We start from the raw sequence: 20,364 nt of genomic DNA on the forward strand, positions 1-20,364 counted from the left end.
AAAAAAGCTGTCCAAAAATGGACAGCTTTTTTTATACCAATTCTTTTTTTAAGACTATTTGTTCTTCTATAGCATTCCAAAGTCCAATTCGTTTTTCTAAAGCTTCAATCGATACTAGTTCTACTTCTTTCCATTTTTGTTCAGAATCGCCACAAAGTTCAGCAATCATTTGCATAGCCATTGGACCGTGTTCGTCAGCATCTAATTCAATATGACGTTCAAAATAATAAATCAATTTAGACAAATCTATTTCAGGAAAATTTTGTTGAAAATTTCGTAAAATTTCAGTAAACATATTCGGAATCAAATCTTCTCTACCAAACGTAAATGCCGATGCAATTTTATGAGCTTTCCCTTCTTCAATTACCCTAAACGTAAAATCTAAAAATGCTTTAACATTTGGATGTAAATTACTTTTTTTAATAGAAACAAAAATGTTTTTAGTGGTCTGAACATGTTCTAAAAAACACGCCACCTCTTGTATGGAAGCACCACAAGCCTTCATCGCATCTACATACATTTCATAATGACTTTGACGCGATCCGTCTAATGCTAAGTCTGTTTCTTCTGCTACAACAATTTCATTGATTAAATACCTCACTGCTGGATTTCCGACAGGTAACCAAGGTGTTGTAGTACACGTTAATTTTGCTTGTAGGGCCTTTAGTAATGACATAAAATCCCAAACAGCATATACATGATTTTCTAGAAAAACATGAAGCTCTTCAAGCGTAGTTACTTTTTCGTATAACGAATGATGTAATAAGTGCTGCTTATAACTTTTAATTTGTTCCTGAATTGTATCTATAGCATTCATCTAACTTCAATCATTTAATTTTATACAAAAATAGAAATGCTTCCCGAAACAGAGAAGCATTTTATATCAATTTTATTTATTGTTTAATTATTTAAATGCAGGTAAACCTGTTACATCCATACCGGTAATTAATAAATGGATATCGTGCGTTCCTTCATAGGTGATTACAGATTCTAAATTCATCATATGGCGCATGATAGAATATTCACCTGTGATACCCATTCCGCCTAGCATTTGACGTGCTTCACGAGCAATGTGTATAGCCATATCTACATTATTTCGTTTAGCCATTGATATTTGCGCTGAAGTAGCTCTGCCTTCATTTCGTAATACACCTAATCTCCACGTTAACAATTGTGCCTTAGTGATTTCAGTAATCATTTCAGCTAATTTCTTTTGTTGTAATTGTGTCGCGCCAATAGGTTTGTCAAACTGAATACGTTCTTTAGAATAACGCAAAGCTGTATCGTAACAATCCATAGCTGCGCCAATAGCACCCCATGCGATACCATAACGAGCCGAATCTAAACAACCAAGTGGCGCACCTAATCCAGATTTATTTGGTAATAAGTTTTCTTTAGGTACTTTGACATTATCAAAAATCAATTCTCCTGTAGCAGATGCCCTTAGTGACCATTTATTGTGCGTTTCTGGAGTAGAAAAACCTTCCATTCCTCGTTCTACAATCAGTCCATGTATTCTCCCTTCTTCATTTTTTGCCCACACTACTGCTATATCTGCAAAAGGCGCATTAGAAATCCACATTTTTGCACCGTTTAACAAATAATGGTCTCCCTTATCTTTAAAATTAGTTACCATTCCTCCAGGATTTGAACCAAAATCAGGCTCTGTTAACCCAAAACAACCCATCATTTCACCAGTTGCTAATTTTGGCAAATACTTCATGCGTTGTTCTTCATTTCCATATTTCCATATCGGATACATAACCAACGAAGATTGTACGGAAGACGTAGAACGAACTCCTGAATCACCGCGTTCAATTTCTTGCATGATTAACCCATACGAAATGTGGTCTAATCCTGCGCCACCATATTCTACAGGAATATAAGGGCCAAACCCACCTATTTCGGCTAATCCTTTAATAATTTGTTTGGGAAACTCGGCACGTTGTGCATACTCTTCAATTATAGGAGAAACTTCTTTTTTTACCCATGCTCTTGCCGAATCTCGAATAAGCTTATGCTCTTCTGTTAACAAATCATCTAAAAGATAGTAATCAGGTGCTTGAAATAAATCTGGTTTCATAAAATTTCATAATTATATGAAACAAAAGTAAGTAAAGATTTTTAACAAATCAATGAACGAATGTTATAATTTTAAAATTACAGCTTCAAATAAAAATCTTTCGTCAATTCGATGTATTCAGGAGTATAATGATGACGAGAAATTTCAATGGTTAATTCGTTAAGTTTAGGGGGTTGTTCTATGCGAGAAAAAGCTAATAAACTTCTTTTAATTTCAGCAGTTGGCGTACCTTTTACACGCGTAATATTAAATGGAAATAAATTCAATTTATTACAAAGTGAACTAAAATATTCTTCTTCTTTATAAGGAATAATTACCGAAAATATTCCATTCTCCGAAAGCAACAATGAAGCCGCCTCTATTAATTCGTCAAAAGGCATGGCGTCTTCAAAACGTGCCAAATCTCTTGAACTATCATCCGATTTATAGGTATCAGTATAAAAAGGTGGATTAGAAATAATTAAATCGTATTCCTCTTCAGGTTCTTCCACAAATTCATCTAAACCCGCATGAAAACAGAATAAACGATCTCCCCAAGGCGAAGCCTCAAAATTTTCAACACATTGTTCGTAAGCGTCTTGGTCAATTTCAAATGCATCGATTTGCGCTGCGTTGCTTCTTTGGGCTAACATTAAAGATAAAATTCCAGTTCCAGCGCCTATATCAAGTATGTTATATGGATTATTAATTAGCGGTGTCCAAGCACCCAACAAAACAGCATCAGTGCCTATTTTCATAGCACATTGATCTTGGTTAACGTAAAATTGTTTGAATTTGAATGCCATAACTACTCCATGTACAAATCTACAAGACCTACAGGTGTATTAAGAAGCAATTCTTTAGTTGTGCGATTGACTTCTAAGATAAACTCATCAATCATAGGGATTAAAATTTGCTTATCTCCTTTATAAATTTCAAAAAGAGGTTGAGCTGTATTTTCAATTATAGAATTAACGGTTCCAATATCGCCTAATCGTTGATCAACAACTCTAAATCCTATAATTTCATGATAATAAAACTGATTACCTTCTAATTTTGGCAACATATCCATTGGCAAATACACTTCGGAACCTACTAAATTATCCGCTTCTTCTTCAGAATCTACATCTTCAAACTTGACTCTAAGAAATTTATCTTTGTGTAATGCCGCTTGATCAATAAAAAATGGAATCAAATTTCTGTTCATAAGAACAAAAATTGATTCCAAATTTTGATAAAGTTCAGGTTCATCTGTATCTAAAAAGATAAGTACTTCCCCTTTGAAACTAAATTTTTTAGCGATTTTGCCAAGATAGAAACAATCCTCTTTTCGCATTATCGCTGTATATTAAGCTTCTTCTGTTTCTTCGCTTGTGCTTTCAGCCTCTGCTGCAGGTTCTTCAGCTACTACTTCTTCTGTAGCTGTTTCTTCAGCAACAACTTCAACTGTTTCTTCAGTTGCAACCGCTTCAGTAGTTTCTTCAACTACTTCTTCTGTTACTTCCTCAGCTACTTCCTCAGTAGCTACAGCTGCTTGTGCAGCTTCAGCTTGTGCAGCAATACGTTTTTCGTTAGCTTCTTTTTCAGCTTTTAACGCTTTTGCTTTTGCATCTGCTTGTACTTTAGCTAAGTTTGTTTCTTTTGAAGCTACTTTTCCTGATTTTTCCTCTAACCAAGCTGCTAATTTAGCATCTGCTTGTTCTTGAGTTAATGCACCTTTTCTAACACCTCCATCTAAATGGTGTTTTAATAAAGCTCCTTTGTAAGAAAGGATTGCTCTAGCTGTATCAGTAGGTTGTGCTCCATTGTGTAACCATTGTACTGCGTTATCAAGATTTAAATCGATAGTTGCAGGGTTTGTGTTTGGATTGTAAGTTCCTAATTTTTCTAAGAATTTACCATCTCTTTTTGAGCGAGCATCTGCTGCTACAATCCAGTAAAAAGGTTTCCCTTTTTTACCATGTCTTTGTAATCTAATTTTTACTGGCATAATCTAATTGATTAAATTGAGGTACCCGACCTCGGTTATTAAGGGTGCAAATGTACAACTTTTTTTGAAATCACAAAAAACAAATAATTAAATTACAAATACTTATCTTTGACTTTTATTAAACACACTAATGGAAAATATAAAACAATACGTTCAAGAAAATAAAGAGCGTTTTTTAACCGAATTAATAGATTTATTAAAAATCCCTTCTGTAAGTGCTGATAGCGCTTATGCTCAAGATGTAATTGACACTGCAAATGCTGTGAAAAACAGTTTAGAAAAAGCAGGCTGTGATTTTGTTGAATTATGTGAAACTCCTGGTTATCCTATCGTGTATGGCGAAAAAATAATTGATATAAAATTACCAACAATATTAGTATATGGTCATTATGATGTACAACCTGCAGATCCTATTGATTTATGGGATTCACCTCCTTTCGAGCCTATAATTAAAAATACACCTATTCATCCTGAAGGCGCTATTTTTGCGCGTGGCGCGTGTGATGACAAAGGACAAATGTACATGCATGTTAAAGCCTTTGAATACATGATAGCCTCAAACACACTGCCTTGTAATGTAAAATTTATGATTGAAGGTGAAGAAGAAGTGGGGTCAAAAAGCTTAAGTTGGTTTGTAGAACGCAATCAAGCTAAATTAGCTAATGATGTCATTTTAATTTCAGACACAGGAATGATATCTAATACACAGCCCTCAATCACAACTGGTTTAAGAGGACTGAGTTATGTTGAAGTTGAAGTTACAGGACCAAATAGAGATTTACATTCAGGATTATATGGAGGAGCAGTTGCAAATCCTATTAATGTTTTAACTAAGATGATTGCTTCTTTACATGATGAAAACAATCATATTACAATTCCTGGTTTTTATGATAAAGTAGAAGAATTGTCAAAAGAAGAACGAGCAGAAATGGCAAAACGACCTTATTCTGAAGAAGCATATAAAGAAGCCTTAGATATTGTAGATGTTTATGGAGAAACTGGCTATTCAACAAACGAAAGAAATTCTATTCGCCCTACATTAGACGTAAATGGAATTTGGGGTGGTTATACAGGAGAAGGCGCAAAAACTGTTATTGCAAGTAAGGCATACGCTAAAATTTCGATGCGCTTAGTCCCTAATCAAGACTGGGAAGAAATCACAACTCTGTTTAAAAATCATTTTGAACGTATTGCGCCAAAAGCAGTAAAAGTAAAAGTAACACCTCATCACGGTGGCCAAGGGTATGTAACACCAATTGACAGTATTGGATACCAAGCAGCAAATAAAGCTTATACAGAAACATTCGGTGTACAAGCAATTCCAGTTCGCTCCGGAGGTAGTATTCCAATTGTTGCGCTTTTTGAAAAAGAATTAAAAAGCAAAACGATTCTAATGGGATTTGGTCTTGACAGCGATGCCATTCATTCGCCAAATGAACATTATGGAATTTTTAATTATTTAAAAGGAATTGAAACTATTCCTTTGTTTTATAAATATTTTACAGAACTGTATGAAAAATAAAAAAAGCGCCAAATTTGGCGCTTTTTTTATCCTTAAAATATAATTTTTTTAGTTGCTATTGTCTGATCTTCTAAAACAACTTTGACAAAAAGCACATTATTTGATGATTTTATTGAATCTATATCAAGTGTAGTAGCATTAATATTTTCATTTTGAAAAACAAGTCTTCCTAGTACATCGTATAAATAAACCGAATGAATACGTTGATCGGCAATTATTTTAATACTTTGATTTGATTTATAAATTGCAATTTGTTGGTCTGGGTTTAAAACAGGTGTTGACAATGCACTTCCTTTACTACAAATAGCCAAACTAAAGGCCGTAATCACACCCCCATCTCCATTATATGGATCATTTACTGTTAACGTCCATGTGCCATCTGCTAATAAACCGTCAACATTGTGTAATAGTTCATAGGATTTTATTGAACCTGAAATCGCCGGTGATGTAGTGCTGCATGAAGGTGAACTCCCTGCATCTTCATATGTACAATTGATATTTGGTTGCCCGCCACAGGCTTCTTCTTGCAATATTATAACTGGACTTCCAATAGAAGTTGGTCCAGTTAATAAAATTGTCATATCCTGAACATAGGTATGTGTTATAGCTACATTTGCCGTAATTTTTCCTATGGTCAATCCTCCTGTAATTGTTACTGGAACAGATGCTGTTGAATTTGCTACATCAGCTATTGTGGCTGACGTGAAATCAGTTGCAACAAAGGCAGGAATTGAACAGTCTATTATTGATGTAGTAAAACTTCTAACTGAAGAATAACTTCCATTCGCACAATTATTTTTTGGTTTTATCCTCCAATAATAGGTTGTATTTGATGCTAACCCAATTATTTGAAAAGTAGGTTGCGTTACATTACCAGAAAATGCTAATGATGAAAATGTAGTAGATGTTGAAACTTCGACATCCCAGCTTGTAACATTTGCATCATTTTGCCAAGTCAGTGAGGTAACAGTTGTTAAGCCTGTTTCTGCGTCCAATGGCGAAATCAAATTAGGTGTTGTGAAAGTTGGGTGAAAAACATTTAAATATATTTTTTTCACTTCTGTTTCTGCACCATTATTACCAATAATGTCTATTACATAACTTCCTGCTGCTACAGAGGCTAAATTATTAATTGTCACTGTAAAATTCCCACTAGCCGTAAAACTTGATTGACTAAATGTAAGATTAGCGCCTGCTGGAACGTTATTTGCTGTCATTGTAACATTCGAACCGCCTAATTTAGTTAATGAAAAATTATAAACAGCATCACCTGTATTACTACATTTGGTTTGTGTATCAGCAATTGAATTAAACGTAAAATTAGATGTAATTCCTGTTACAAGTAATGAAAAGCGCTGAGCTCCGCCAGACAAAGTTCCTTTATGTGAAACAGTTATTGTGTATACAGCTCCTGCAGTAGGGCTGTCAATAGTAATTCTTTCAACGTTATCTACATTATTATCTCCCGATCTTGTAGCCAATGCACTGGCATTACTTTGCAACCTCCATGGGTAAAAAACTGAGGTCCCTTGCGTAATTCTAACATCCAAGTCATTTGTTAAATCTGGTGTTGATTCATTTAATGTACCTGAATTTATTTTTGAAGAATCTGCCACATCTGTCCAACAAATTGACCCTAACAACGGAATTGTACCTCCTGTTGCTGTTACTTGCATTGTTATGGTTTGTCCGGGATTAAGAACCTCTTCAGAAATCCAAGATGTTAATCCATTTCCTGATACTGTTTCTGCAGCGAATTTTGCGTTTACATACCCCCAACCGTATTTTGCATCTGGTCCAACATTACCCATATCTGTTGCTGTATGACAAGCAAGCCCTTTTAATGTAGCTGCTCGCATAAACCTTCCATTTATATTGTAATAATGTTGTTGTAATAACGTTAATGTTCCTGTAACATTTGGAGCCGCCATTGAAGTCCCAGTCAACGAAACGTAACTTGTATTTGTTCCTCCCGTCCCTGTTCCATTACCAGTAGAATATAACCCCGTTCCATTTCCTGTAACATCTGGTTTGATTCTTCCGTCATCTGTTGGTCCTTGACTTGAAGTTGTATTAATTGCGCCTCCTGAAATTATAGCTCCAGAAGTACCATCTACTGTAGCATCTTGACCATTAGCAACAGTTAAAACATTTTTTGCGGTTTTATTGCCATTTAATTTATCATATCCAGAAGTTGATGGACTAGGATTTGATGCTGTTCCGTCATTACCCGCAGAAAATATAGGTAAATAATAAGGAAACATTTGTGCAATTTCATCCCAATTATATGCTTCATTAGAATACGCTCCCATATACCACGCTCCCGGTGCACTGGAAACAGGTACGCCATAAGAATGATTTGACACCAACATGCCATTCATTGCTTCTGATGTGGCTTCTGACTCATCATTGTCCCAATCAAACGTTCGAGCGGTTGCTGTAGGCGCCATTCCTTTTGCTGCTGCTACAACACCTGATGCTAATATTGTTCCTGTTACATGAATGGCATGAAAGCTATTTGAATTGCGAATAGTTAATCCGTCTCCAAAAGTGGTTCTACCATTAAACTCTTGATGGGTAGCTAATATTGGACCTCCATCCCATATTCTTGGCACCATTCCCGTGCCTGTTAAATTTAGACCTAATCCTCCTCCTGATCGTAAAAAATTTACACGTGTAGAAGTTGCGGCATTTGCATTATGAATTGAATAATAAATCGGATTTCCATCTGAAGCCAACTTCATCATTTGGTCAAAAGTACCATCTGAGTTAACTCTAAAAATTGGTAAATTATATTTTTTAATATATACTTCAACCTGTCTTTTTTCAAGAATTTCTCTTTGTTTTATTTTTGCCAATAATTGATTTGCTTTAACTAAATCATAATTTTTTATTATTTCTTGAACTTGCTTTTGTGTCTGAGAATACACTCCAACACTAAACAAAAAACAAATAATTATACCTATTTTTTTATATGAAATAAAGTGCTTTTTTTTCATAGATAATACTATTAATAATAGCCTGCAATATAGTAATTTCTTATTATTTACCATCGATTAAAAAAACAAACAATTAATTTGCTAAAAGAAAAGTTAGTTTATATATTTGCATTCCAATTATCGCGGGTATGGTGAAATTGGTAGACACGCCAGACTTAGGATCTGGTGCCGCAAGGTGTGAAGGTTCGAGTCCTTTTACCCGCACAAAAAAACCCTGAATATTCAGGGTTTTTTTATTATTGTTCTGGTGCTATTTCTAATTCTAATCCTTCTAAGTCCTCCGCAATCAAAATCTGACATCCTAATCGACTATTCGGTTTCACGTGGTAAGCATCTGCTAACATGGCTTCTTCGTCATCATTTCTGTCTAATGGTATCACATCATTTAAAACATAACATTGACAAGACGCACACATGGCCATTCCTCCACAAATACCTAGTGTTCCTTCTTCCGCCAATTCATAAGAACGGATAAGTTCCATTACATTCATGCTCATATCTGTTGGAGCCAGTACTTCATGTCGCACTCCGTTTCTGTCGGTTATAAAAATAGTTACGTCTTGTGGCATATTATTCTATTGCTTTTACAACGGCTTTTTCTGCTTCTTTTCTTGTACCATCAAAACCATCTACTCCAGAAACCGTAGTGTATTTTAATACGTATCTTTTCCCTGGATTAATTCTATTGTAAACGCTTTGACACATTAATGTAGCTTCGTGAAAACCACATAAAATTAATTTTAATTTTCCTGGATAAATGTTTACGTCGCCAATAGCATAAATTCCGTCGATATTCGTCTGATAATCCAATGCATTATTAACCTTAATCGCATTTTTTTCAATTTCTAAACCCCAATTAGCAATAGCGCCTAATTTTGGGGTAAGCCCAAATAACGGAATGAAATAATCTGTTTTGATTTGATGGTGTTTGCCATCACTATCTAACGTAATGCTTTCAACGTGGTTTTCGCCTTGAATGGCAATGACTTCGGCGGGTGTAATAAGATTTATTTTCCCCGATTTTTTTAATTCTTGAACTTTTTCAACAGAATCTAACGCTCCTCTAAATTCATTTCTCCTATGAATTAACGTAACTGATTTTGCTACATCGGCTAAAAAAATACTCCAATCTAAAGCTGAATCTCCCCCGCCAGCTATTACAATGTCTTTTGCTCTAAACTGTTCTGGATTTTTCACAAAATATTCAACTCCTTTTTCTTCATAAAAAGCAATGTTTTCTATCGCTGGTTTTCTAGGTTCAAAAGTACCTAATCCTCCTGCAATAGCGACTGCTTTAGCATGATGTTTAGTCCCTTTATTTGTAGTTACAATAAACGTTCCGTCTTCTAGTTTGTCTATTGTTTCAGCAGTTTCGGCCAAAGTAAATCCAGGTTGAAATTGCTTAATTTGTTCCATTAAATTATCCACTAACTCTCCTGCTAAAACAGAAGGATAACCTGGAATATCAAATATAGGTTTTTTAGGATACAATTCTGCTAATTGACCTCCTGGTTGAGGTAAAGCATCTATAATATGACATTTTAATTGTAAAAGTCCGGCTTCAAAAACAGTGAATAAGCCTGTTGGTCCGGCACCAATTATAAGAATATCTGTTTCAATCATTTTAATAAATTTGAAAGTAGCAAAGTAACGAAGTGTGGGTAACTATAATTATGATAAAAATCATAATTATACATTAAGCTACGTTTTCTACTGTTTCAATTTGTGGAACATATTTTTTTATTGTTGTTTCTACACCTGCTTTCATGGTACTCATGCTAAAACCACAATTTGTACACGCTCCTTCTAAACGTACTTTTACGTGTATATCATCAATAATTTCAATTAAAGAAATATTTCCTCCATCTGAATTTAAAAATGGGCGGATTTCGTCTAGTGCTTTTTCAACATTTTGTTTAATTTCTTCTGTTGTCATATTTTTTAGTTTTTAGTCGCAATTTTCAGTCGCAGTAAACAGCTTAAACTGTAAACTGAGATTGTAAAACTGAATACTATTTTTTTACAGCCGAACAGCCTGCCATAGTTGTAATTTTTACAGCCTCTGTAGGCGGCAAGTGTTCGTTTCTATTTACGGTTTCTTGTACTACACTTCTGGCCAAATCTTCAAATGCTTTAGCTAAAGGTGTATCTTCTTGCATTGCAGCAGGTCTTCCAAAATCTCCTGCTTCTCTTATTCCTTGAACTAATGGGATTTCACCTAAAAATGGCACCTCTAAATCTGCGGCTAAATTTCGAGCACCTTCTTTACCGAAAATATAATATTTATGAGTTGGTAATTCTTCGGGAGTAAAATAAGCCATGTTTTCAACTATTCCTAATACAGGTACTTGAATGGCATCAGACAGAAACATTGAAACGCCTTTTTTTGCATCTGCCAAGGCTACAGCTTGAGGCGTACTAACTACAACTGCTCCCGTAATGGGTAAGGATTGCATAATTGACAAATGAATGTCTCCGGTACCTGGTGGTAAATCAATCAGCATAAAATCTATTTCACCCCAATTTGCATCAAAAATCATTTGATTTAATGCTTTTGAAGCCATAGGTCCTCTCCAAATTACAGCTTGATCGGGTTTAGTAAAAAAGCCAATAGATAAAATTTCTACACCATAACTTTGAATGGGTTGCATTTTAGATTTTCCATCTACCTCAACCGATATGGGTTTAGCATTTTCTACATCAAACATGATAGGCATAGACGGACCGTAAATATCTGCATCTAGAACACCTACCTTAAAACCCATTTTAGCTAATGAAACAGCTAAATTTGCTGTAATGGTCGATTTTCCTACCCCTCCTTTTCCAGAAGAAACTGCAATAATATTGCTTATCCCGGGTATAGCTTTTCCTTTAATAGTTGGTGCATCTTCTTTTTCGGGAGTAGTTACTTTTATGTTTACTTTTACTTTTGCTTTTTCGTACACTTTTTCGTGTATAACCTTTATAATATCAACTTCAGCGCGTTTTTTTATGTGTAGCGCAGGGTTAGACAAAACAAGCTCAACAACCACTTCGTCTCCAAAAGTTAGTACATTTTGAATGGCTCCACTTTCCACCATATTTTTTCCTTCGCCAGCAATAGAAATAGTTTCTAATGCTGCTAAGATTTCCTTTCTGTCTAGTTTCATGGTATGCTCTTTACTTTCAGTTATTTATTAAGACTGAATTTAGATTGCAAAGATATAAAGAAGTTTAGGAAGTATAAAAGTTTAAGTAATTAAAGTTTATATCGCACTATAAGAATAATCAATACAATTTTTAAGTCTACATTTTAGGTTCCCAAAAATGTTTTTCAAAATCAACAATTTTATTGTCCACTACTTTTATACCCTCATTTTCTAATAGTTGTTGCATCAAATTTGTTCCTTGAAAATGATGCTTACCAGACAAAAGTCCCTTTCTATTTACTACCCGATGCGCTGGAACGTCTTCTAATTGATGAGATGCATTCATGGCCCAGCCTACCATTCTTGCCGAACGTGCTGTTCCTAAAGCTTTGGCAATGGCGCCATAAGAGGTTACTTTGCCTTCGGGAATTTGTCGGGCAACAGCATATACTCTTTGAAAAAAATTTTCATCTGCTTGCATACCTATTTTAAAGTATAAAAAGTTAAAATGGCAACCAAACCTGTTATTACAGCAATAATAAAATTGATATTATTGCTGAAAAAAGTCATTTTAGTTTCAAATCTCTTAAAGAAATAAGCGTAAATATGATAGACCAAACCGGTTCCTAAAACACTTCCAACAACAAACGAAATTCCTATTGGAAGAGAAAAAAAACAAGGAATAAAAGCAGAAAAATAAAGACTTAAAAAAGCATAATATGGAACTGGGAAAACGTTTATAGCAGAAAGTAACAACCCGTGAGAAAAAGGAGGTAACTTACTTATTTTTGTATGTGTATCAATTTTATGAGAATGCAAGACACTTTGAATTCCTTTGCCTAAGAAAAAAATAGTGAGAATAGAAAAAATACTACTTCCGACAATCTTCAAGTTTCGCATCACTTCAGGGTTTTGTTCTAAAAAAGTTGCGAAATAATAGCCTAAAAAACTTTGTAAAGCCACCACAAGCAATACGCCATTTATAAATTTTTTTGCTTGAAAATGAGATTGTTTCATGCTAATGTTTGCTGCAGTCATATTTAGCATCCCTGGAGGTAAAACACCAATGCTTGAAAAGAAAATTGCTAATGCAAAAACAAACAATAACGTCATTATTTTATCTTAAACTGAATATAGGTAATGGGTTTGTTGATTTCTAAATATTGCTTTTCATAAAAGGTTTGAATGGCTGTAACTACAGCGGGAGCACCTTCATTTTTATAAATATTATGATTAGCATATAACACCTCATGCCCTTCTCCGTGAAGCAATCCTAAGGTATAGCCATGCATAAACTCACTATCTGTTTTGAGGTGCATTAAACCACTAGGGGCAAGAATTTTTTTGTAGCGTTGCAGAAATTGGGTATTGGTCATTCTGTGCTTTGTGCGTTTATATTTAATTTGAGGATCTGGGAATGTAATCCAAATTTCAGACACCTCGTTTTCAGCAAAACAATGTTCAATTAATTCAATTTGTGTGCGTAAAAACGCCACATTATTCATGCTGTTTTCTACGGCCGTTTTAGCTCCTCGCCAAAATCTTGCGCCTTTGATATCAATACCAATAAAATTCTTATTGGGATAACGTTCTGCTAAACCTACTGTATATTCGCCTTTTCCACAACCCAACTCTAAAACAATAGGATTTTCGTTTTTAAAAAACGTTTTATTCCAATTTCCTTTTAAAGCTAATTTTTGGTTAACAACCTCTTCTCTAGTTGGTTGAATTACGTTATGAAAGTTCTCGTTTTCGTTAAATCGTTTCAGTTTATTTTTACTTCCCACACTACTTAAATTAATTTTTGGTAAAAGTATAAAATTTAAGCCAAAATCTGTACGAGAAAATGACGGCAAGCGTGAATTGACTAGAAAATAGTAAGTTATTTGCTTTTCGGAAGTGTAAAAGAAAATTCAGATCCTTTTGTTAGTGTACTTTGAACAAAGATTTTTTCTTGATGCGCTTCGATAATGTGTTTAACAATAGCTAAACCTAAACCACTACCGCCTTCTGAGCGCGCACCACTTTTATCTACTCTAAAAAAACGTTCAAAAATACGAGAGACATTTTGTTTATCAATGCCTTCACCGTTATCTTGGATACGAACTAATATTTTATTCTTAGCTATGGTTTCCACGCAAACTTCTGTAGTACCCTTATCCTTACCGTATTTAATCGAATTCATGATTAAATTTGTTAGAACTTGCTGAATTTTTTCTTTATCGGCATAAACATATATAGGTGAGGTATATTTTTCATCAAACATTAACATGATATTTTTTTTATCTGCCTTCATTTCAAGTAAATCAAAAACGTTTTGAATTTCAGCGATAATATCAAATTTTGTAAGTTCAAGATTCAAATCATTTGATTCAAACTTTGTTATCATGTCTAAATTCTGAACAATATTTATCAAGCGTTCTACCCCTTTTGATGCGCGTTCAATGTATTTTTTTCTTAATTCTTTATCTTTTATTGCACCACCCTCAATAAGTGTATCTAAATAGCCTTGAACGGTAAAAAGAGGCGTTTTTAATTCGTGAGAAACATTTCCTAAGAATTCTCTGCGGTATTCTTCGCGAATATTTAAAGATTCTATTTCTATTTTCTTTTCTTTAGCAAAATTTCTTATGTCATTTGTTAAAGAAGTAATATCTGTTGTAACTGTTTTGTTTGTTAAGGATGTTGCTTCTAACAAGGAAACTTCGTCATATAATTTTTTGATGCGTTTATAAATAAACACTTCAACTCTATATTGTAATAAAAAAAAAGTAAATAATAGCACGCTTAAAGGCGCTATATACAAAAACAAAAATGGTAAACTTGTTATAAAAAAATGATATAAACTTAAAAAGCCTGTTACAAAAAAAGTAATGTAAACAGCAGATTTAAAAGCAAATTTATATGATTTTTTAAAATTTAAACCCATTTATAACTCCATTTTATACCCAACTCCTTTTATAGTTTTAAAGAGTTCGTCATCAATTTTTTCTCTTAATTTTCTAATGTGAACATCAATAGTTCTACCGCCTACGATTACTTCATTTCCCCAAACTTTATCTAAAATTTCTGTTCTAGTAAATACTTTTCCTGGCTTAGAAGCTAACAAATATAATAATTCAAATTCCTTTCTTGGTAAAATAATCGTTTTTCCGCTATATACAATTTTATATTCTTCTCTATTGATAATTAAATCACCTATATTAATTGAGGAACTGGGTTCTAAAGGCTCATCTTCTTTTAACCTCCTTAACAATCCTTTTACTTTACTTATTAGTAATTTAGGTTTTATAGGTTTTGCAATATAATCATCCGCCCCTACTTCAAACCCTGCCACTTGTGAATAATCTTCACTTCTAGCCGTTAAAAAAGTAATGATTACGTCTTTTAATTCTGGGATTTCTCTTATATGTTCACAAGCTTCCATGCCATCCATTTCGGGCATCATGACATCCATAATAATCAAATGAGGGATGATTTTTTTAGCTTGTTTAATTGCTTCTTTACCATTAGTAGCTGTGGCTATTTGATAGCCTGCTTGAGAAAGATTATAACCAACAATTTCTAAAATATCGGGTTCGTCGTCAACCAATAATATTTTGATGTCTTTTTTCTTCATTTGTAAATGAAATTTCACTCAATTTTTGGTAAAGTTAACCATAAAAACTATACAAAAAATGGACTTAACCGTAATTTAATATGTTAACGATTACTTAACTTTTTACAAACTTACTAATAACTTAGCAATAACAATAGCATAATTTTTCAAGAGTTATTTTGCACCAAAATAAATTCAACTACATGAAAATTACACATTTACTTTTTGGGCTTTTATTTATGGTGTTAAGTTATGGGCAAAACAATGCTAAAATAACTGGTTTTGTTTTAGATAAAGACACTAAAAAACCTATTGAACTTGCTTCCGTTTTTTTAAAAGGGACAAGCTACAAAACAGATACAGATGCTACTGGGAAATATGAATTATTGGCAAAACCAGGAAACTTTACACTTGTAGTTTCATTTGTTGGATACAAAACACAAGAAAAAACAGTTGTATTAGTAGCTGGACAAACACAAAATTTTACATGTAATTTACAAGAAAACGCTTCAAAAATTGATGAGGTTGTAGTTAAAGTTTCTGTAAAGAAAACAAACGAAACTGCTTTGTTAAAAGAGCAGCAAAAAGCGGTTGAAATTAAACAAAGTATTGGCGCTCAGGAAATGTCAAGAAAAGGCATTAGTGATGTAGAAGAAGGATTAACCAAAATGTCTAGTATTACAAAAGTTGAATCTAGAGGTATATTTGTTAGGGGGCTAGAAGGAAGATATACAAATTTGTTACTAAACGGATTAGCCACACCTACAAATAACCCGTTTAACAAAATGATACCTTTAGATCTTATTCCAACAGATGTTGTTGATGTGATTGACACGTACAAAACATTTAGTAGCAATGTTTATGGAGATTTTGCCGGAGCTACTTTTAATGTTCAAACTACTACAAAACCTGCTAAACCTATTACAAAAATTTCGGCTGGAATAGGTTATGTTACAAATAATAATTTAAAAGATTTTTACTTTACCGAAAATTCTCAAAAAGGATTTGGATATTTTGGTTTTGAGTCAAATTATAGAAACTTACCTACTTATTTTGGCGCTACTCCTACTTCTAAAAGCGTTGACGGTGCAAAAGCTCAAAAAATATTTGAAAGCTCATTAGCTCCCGTAAAAAGTAGAAGTCCACTAAATTCTAGTTATGGTATATTACATGGTGATAAATTTAATATGGGTGCTGCAAAATTAAGTTATCTCTTTTCTTTAAATTTTGACAACAGCTATCAATATCGTGAGGGCTTAAGAAGAACTTTTCAACCTGGACAATATTCGCAGTTTAGCAACAATTTACTTAAAAAAACATTTAATTATAAAACAAATTCATCTGCAATTTTAGGATTAAACTATAGTTCTGAAAAATTAAATGTGGCAACAAATATTCTTTATTTAAAATCATCAAGTAGTGAAATATCTACCTCAACTGGCGTGCTAAATGCTCAAGTAAATACACCAAACGCGTTCCTTTATGTAAACAAGTATGAACAAACAGATTACATCAATGGGCAATTAATGAGTGAATATAAATTGTCAAATGATGGAAATTCAAAATTAAAAGCAGGTGTTTCAGCTGTAAAAACAATTTATAGTCTTCCTGATATTAATTCTTTTTCCGGAATTATTAATCCTGACCAAACAATATCGTACAGATATGGCGGAAATAATTTCTTAAGACAATATTTAAATATTGACAATAACATTTTTATGTCAGGTTATTTAGAATATAACCATTCTTTTGGAAAAGATAATAAAATGATTTTTGGGGTAAATGCTAACGAGAATGAAATTAGTTCAAGTTATCGTTTTTTAAATTTAAATCAAAACACAAATTACAATACATATACCTTAAATTTAGAAAATGTAAACAACCAAATCATGATTGATTTAAATGATGCTGATCTAAACAAAAGGTTATTCTACATAGAACAAAGTGCTTACAACTGGAAAGCAAAAGTAAAAGACAGAACAATAGCAGCATATGGAAATTTTATTTACAATATTAATGAAAAATGGAATACTAATGTGGGGGTTAGAATTGAATCATTTAATCAAACTTCTTTCTACAAAGACGGTACGGCATCAAATAAATTTAAAGAAGTAACTACTTCTAAATCTTATATTTTACCTTCATTAAACGTAAAATACCTACTTAATGATTTAACTAATTTAAGGTTTGCTTCTTCTCTTACTTACACGAAGCCTATTTCTATGGAAGGTTATCCTATACAAATTGTAGATCCTGAAGGCGAAACGATTCAAGGAAATACGTTCCTTAAAAATAGCCAAAATTTTAATGTCGATTTTAAATATGAATTATTCCCAACTGCAGCCGAAATGATAAGTCTATCAGCGTTTGGAAAAAAAATAAACAATCCTATTGAAAAAATATACATTGCTTCTGCAGGAGGGCCAATGATTTCATATACTAATTCAAAAGAAGCATTATTATATGGTGTAGAAGGTGAAATTAAATTAGACTGCAAAAGAATAAGTGAAAAATTATCAAGTCTTTCAATCGGTTTTAATGGCACACTTATGCAGACTCAAGTAACAATAGCTGACAAAATAACCAATCCTATTAATGGTGAATTAATGGATAATATTGAAAATGTTTTTGCAAAAGGTGAAAATAAAAGACAATTGCAAGGCGCTTCTAATTGGTTAGTCAATTCTGACATAAAATATGCTTTCAATTTATCTAAAAAATGGAATGCTACAATTTCAACCGTTTATAATGTTTTTGGAAAACGAATTTTCTCTGTTGGTTCAAATGGTTTAGATCACATCTATGAAATGCCTGTTCAAAAATTAGACATCGTATGGTCAAACAAAATTAATGACCATATAGATTTTAAACTAGCAGCAGACAATATTTTAAATCCGAATGTAAAATTAGAACTTGGCAATGAAAGTAAAAATAGCTTCATTGAAAATTCAAAAATTTATAAAGATTTTAAAAGGGGGATAGGTTTATCAATGAGCTTTTCATACACCTTTTAATTTTTAAGAGATTAATAGTAAATTAACATTCCACCTATTTAATAAAATTTTGTTAATCATTACTAAATCTTGAACTAACAACAATAAGTCAAATTTGTAACATAAATTTTAAAACTCTAAAAATGAAAAAATTATTTGTTTGCTTGTCAATTTTAAGCTTGGCTTTAGTGAGTTGTTCAAAAGACATTGCTGAAGACGAAAACAACACTCCGGTTAGTGGAGTAATCAGCGGTGAAATCACTGGAAATGTAAATTATGCTTATGGAAATTACACATTACAAGGTGTTGTTAGGGTTAAAAACGGTGCAACTTTAACCATTGCTGCGGGTAGCACAATTCGAATAGATAAAACATTAGCTACAGATAATGGGCTAATCGTTGAAAACGGAGGAACTATCAATTTAGTTGGTACTGCTGATGCGCCAATTGTATTTACAGAAGTATCAAAAGTACCTGGTTCTTGGAGTGGAATTATGTTAGTAGGTGATGCTCCTATAAATGCTGCAGGAGGAGCTTCAACTGCTTTATCTGAAGATGGTTCAAACATAACTTATGGCGGAACAGATGCTACAGATAACCGTGGCATTCTAAAATATGTCCGTGTAGAATACGCTGGTAAAAAAATTGCTGACGGACAAAAAGAAACAAACTCATTTACTTTTTATTCTGTTGGTTCGGGAACAACTTTAGACCACTTAGTTGCTTATAAAGGGGCGGATGATGGCTTTGAGTTTTTTGGTGGAACCGTAAGTATGACAAATGCTATTTCATATGGTAACTTTGACGATGCTTTTGATTGGCAAGATGGCTGGAGAGGACAAAATAATTCAAACTGGACTGCAATTCAAGTTGGAAAAGGTAATTTTGGAATGGAAATAGAATGTTCTTTAAACAATAACGCATATTGGCCTAAAGTAACCGGTGTTACTTTAAAAAGAATGTCTGGCTGTGTTCCTGAAGTAGTTGGTGATGTACAAATAGATGCATTCCAATTTAAAAGAGAAGGAAACGGAGAATTTGACAATGTAATTATTGATGGATATGGTAATTATACTGAAACTACAACTACTTATCAAGGGGCTGCTTGTAAAATTCAAGATGCAACGACAAACACAAATCAAGTTAATAGTTCTAAAATTAAGTTAACCAATTTAAAAATCACAAATACAAGTCAACAAATAGCCGGAGCTTCAAGTGCTATATCTGTTACTTTTCCAACAGGCCAATTTACAACATCTAATACAGCTACAGGGTCTGTTTTAACCAATGGAACTTGGTCAACAGTAGAGGGAGTTAGCTTATTACAATAATAACACAAAAAATATACATAAAAAAAGCGGTGTTTTACCGCTTTTTTTTATTTCGTTTAATTGAGCGTTTTACATATAAAAATAAACCTTATTTTTGCAGAAACTATTTTGATATGAGCATTAAAAAAGCCTATTTATTTGTCTTCCTAATTTTACTAATTGATCAAGCAAGTAAAGTATATGTAAAAACAAACTTTAAAATGTTTGATGAGGTAACCGTTTTTGATTGGTTTCAAATCAAATTTATTGAAAATGAAGGGATGGCTTGGGGAATTGAATTACCAGGCGATTATGGCAAATTGTTTTTAACCCTTTTCCGAATTGTAGCAGTAGGCGGAATCATTTGGTGGCTTTGGGACAGTGTGAAGAAAAATGCGTCTAATTATTTACGTGTAGCTATTGTTCTCATTTTGGCAGGTGCAATAGGCAATATTATTGACTCTGTTTTTTATGGTGTTATTTTTAATGAAAGTACAACTCAACAAGTCGCTACAATTTTTAGCGACCAACCTTACGGAACGGCTTTTCATGGAAAAGTAGTTGACATGTTTTACTTTCCTATCTGGCGAGGTGTTTTGCCAAGTTGGATTCCTATTTGGGGCGGACAAGAAGCTTCTTTTTTTAATGCCATATTCAACGTAGCTGATTTTGCTATTTCAACAGGTTTCGGAATTTTATTAGTCTTTAATAAAAAATGTTTTCAATCATAAACTAAAAAAAGCCCCGATTAATATCGGGGCT

At 33.2% G+C, this 20,364-nt stretch carries 19 protein-coding genes and 1 tRNA gene; 5 read left to right on the forward strand and 15 right to left on the reverse strand.

Annotated elements, in window-relative coordinates:
* Positions 1-31: 31 nt before the first annotated feature.
* The 5 genes from RF683_RS09580 to RF683_RS09600 form a co-directional block, all read right to left on the reverse strand.
* On the reverse strand, positions 32-817 hold the full coding sequence (locus RF683_RS09580; protein ID WP_309532068.1) for a DUF3050 domain-containing protein: 786 nt from the start codon (positions 815-817) through the stop codon (positions 32-34).
* Positions 818-904: 87 nt separating this feature from the next.
* The gene (locus tag RF683_RS09585; RefSeq protein WP_298658819.1) at positions 905-2,083 is read right to left on the reverse strand and encodes an acyl-CoA dehydrogenase family protein; all 1,179 of its coding nucleotides are present in this window, start codon (positions 2,081-2,083) and stop codon (positions 905-907) included.
* A gap of 77 nt (positions 2,084-2,160) precedes the next feature.
* Positions 2,161-2,820, reverse strand: coding sequence for a tRNA1(Val) (adenine(37)-N6)-methyltransferase (locus RF683_RS09590; RefSeq protein WP_309532069.1), 660 nt, complete (start codon positions 2,818-2,820; stop codon positions 2,161-2,163).
* 50 nt (positions 2,821-2,870) lie between these two features.
* Positions 2,871-3,398, reverse strand: a complete 528-nt coding sequence (rimM, locus tag RF683_RS09595) for a ribosome maturation factor RimM (RefSeq protein ID WP_309532070.1) — start codon at positions 3,396-3,398, stop codon at positions 2,871-2,873.
* 12 nt (positions 3,399-3,410) lie between these two features.
* A complete protein-coding gene (locus RF683_RS09600; protein ID WP_309532071.1) occupies positions 3,411-4,052 on the reverse strand; it encodes a 30S ribosomal protein S16 in 642 nt (213 codons plus the stop codon).
* Between the two features lie 130 nt (positions 4,053-4,182).
* Here RF683_RS09600 and RF683_RS09605 point away from each other — a divergent pair, with 130 nt between their 5' ends.
* Positions 4,183-5,574: a dipeptidase gene (locus RF683_RS09605; RefSeq protein WP_309532072.1), complete on the forward strand. Its 1,392-nt coding sequence runs from the start codon at positions 4,183-4,185 to the stop codon at positions 5,572-5,574.
* A 32-nt stretch (positions 5,575-5,606) separates the two neighbouring features.
* Here the strand turns inward: RF683_RS09605 and RF683_RS09610 are convergent, their stop codons facing one another.
* On the reverse strand, positions 5,607-8,573 hold the full coding sequence (locus RF683_RS09610; protein WP_309532073.1) for a S8 family serine peptidase: 2,967 nt from the start codon (positions 8,571-8,573) through the stop codon (positions 5,607-5,609).
* A gap of 122 nt (positions 8,574-8,695) precedes the next feature.
* Between RF683_RS09610 and RF683_RS09615 the strand changes: the two genes are divergently transcribed.
* Positions 8,696-8,777, forward strand: a tRNA-Leu gene (locus tag RF683_RS09615).
* Between the two features lie 32 nt (positions 8,778-8,809).
* Here RF683_RS09615 and RF683_RS09620 read toward each other — a convergent pair.
* The 9 genes from RF683_RS09620 to RF683_RS09660 form a co-directional block, all read right to left on the reverse strand.
* Positions 8,810-9,142 carry a 2Fe-2S iron-sulfur cluster-binding protein gene (locus RF683_RS09620; protein WP_309532074.1) on the reverse strand — a complete coding sequence of 111 codons (333 nt, stop codon included), beginning with the start codon at positions 9,140-9,142 and terminating at the stop codon, positions 8,810-8,812.
* A gap of 1 nt (position 9,143) precedes the next feature.
* Entirely contained in the window at positions 9,144-10,196 is a 1,053-nt protein-coding gene (locus tag RF683_RS09625; RefSeq protein ID WP_309532075.1) for an NAD(P)/FAD-dependent oxidoreductase, read from the reverse strand.
* Between the two features lie 73 nt (positions 10,197-10,269).
* Complete coding sequence (locus tag RF683_RS09630; protein ID WP_298660072.1) at positions 10,270-10,509, reverse strand: NifU family protein; 240 nt, start codon at positions 10,507-10,509, stop codon at positions 10,270-10,272.
* A 76-nt stretch (positions 10,510-10,585) separates the two neighbouring features.
* Complete coding sequence (locus RF683_RS09635) at positions 10,586-11,722, reverse strand: Mrp/NBP35 family ATP-binding protein (protein ID WP_309532076.1); 1,137 nt, start codon at positions 11,720-11,722, stop codon at positions 10,586-10,588.
* Between the two features lie 136 nt (positions 11,723-11,858).
* Complete coding sequence (locus RF683_RS09640) at positions 11,859-12,182, reverse strand: MGMT family protein (RefSeq protein ID WP_309532077.1); 324 nt, start codon at positions 12,180-12,182, stop codon at positions 11,859-11,861.
* Positions 12,183-12,184: 2 nt separating this feature from the next.
* Positions 12,185-12,814, reverse strand: a complete 630-nt coding sequence (locus RF683_RS09645; protein ID WP_309532078.1) for a hypothetical protein — start codon at positions 12,812-12,814, stop codon at positions 12,185-12,187.
* Positions 12,814-13,488: a tRNA (guanosine(46)-N7)-methyltransferase TrmB gene (gene trmB / locus RF683_RS09650; RefSeq protein ID WP_309532079.1), complete on the reverse strand. Its 675-nt coding sequence runs from the start codon at positions 13,486-13,488 to the stop codon at positions 12,814-12,816. The genes RF683_RS09645 and trmB overlap by 1 nt, the downstream gene beginning before the upstream one ends.
* A 95-nt stretch (positions 13,489-13,583) precedes the next feature.
* Positions 13,584-14,630: a sensor histidine kinase gene (locus tag RF683_RS09655; protein WP_309532081.1), complete on the reverse strand. Its 1,047-nt coding sequence runs from the start codon at positions 14,628-14,630 to the stop codon at positions 13,584-13,586.
* Positions 14,631-15,320 carry a response regulator transcription factor gene (locus RF683_RS09660; protein WP_309532082.1) on the reverse strand — a complete coding sequence of 230 codons (690 nt, stop codon included), beginning with the start codon at positions 15,318-15,320 and terminating at the stop codon, positions 14,631-14,633.
* A gap of 182 nt (positions 15,321-15,502) precedes the next feature.
* On the opposite strand from RF683_RS09660, the gene RF683_RS09665 reads away from it, so the two are divergent.
* From RF683_RS09665 to RF683_RS09675, 3 genes are all read left to right on the forward strand, one after another.
* Positions 15,503-18,313, forward strand: coding sequence for a TonB-dependent receptor (locus tag RF683_RS09665; RefSeq protein ID WP_309532083.1), 2,811 nt, complete (start codon positions 15,503-15,505; stop codon positions 18,311-18,313).
* Between the two features lie 122 nt (positions 18,314-18,435).
* Positions 18,436-19,623: a hypothetical protein gene (locus tag RF683_RS09670; RefSeq protein ID WP_298660085.1), complete on the forward strand. Its 1,188-nt coding sequence runs from the start codon at positions 18,436-18,438 to the stop codon at positions 19,621-19,623.
* 113 nt (positions 19,624-19,736) lie between these two features.
* Entirely contained in the window at positions 19,737-20,333 is a 597-nt protein-coding gene (locus RF683_RS09675; RefSeq protein ID WP_309532084.1) for a lipoprotein signal peptidase, read from the forward strand.
* Positions 20,334-20,364: the final 31 nt, after the last annotated feature.

Origin of the sequence: Flavobacterium sp. 20NA77.7 (assembly GCF_031326205.1) — a bacterium.
Taxonomy (GTDB): domain Bacteria; phylum Bacteroidota; class Bacteroidia; order Flavobacteriales; family Flavobacteriaceae; genus Flavobacterium; species Flavobacterium nakdongensis.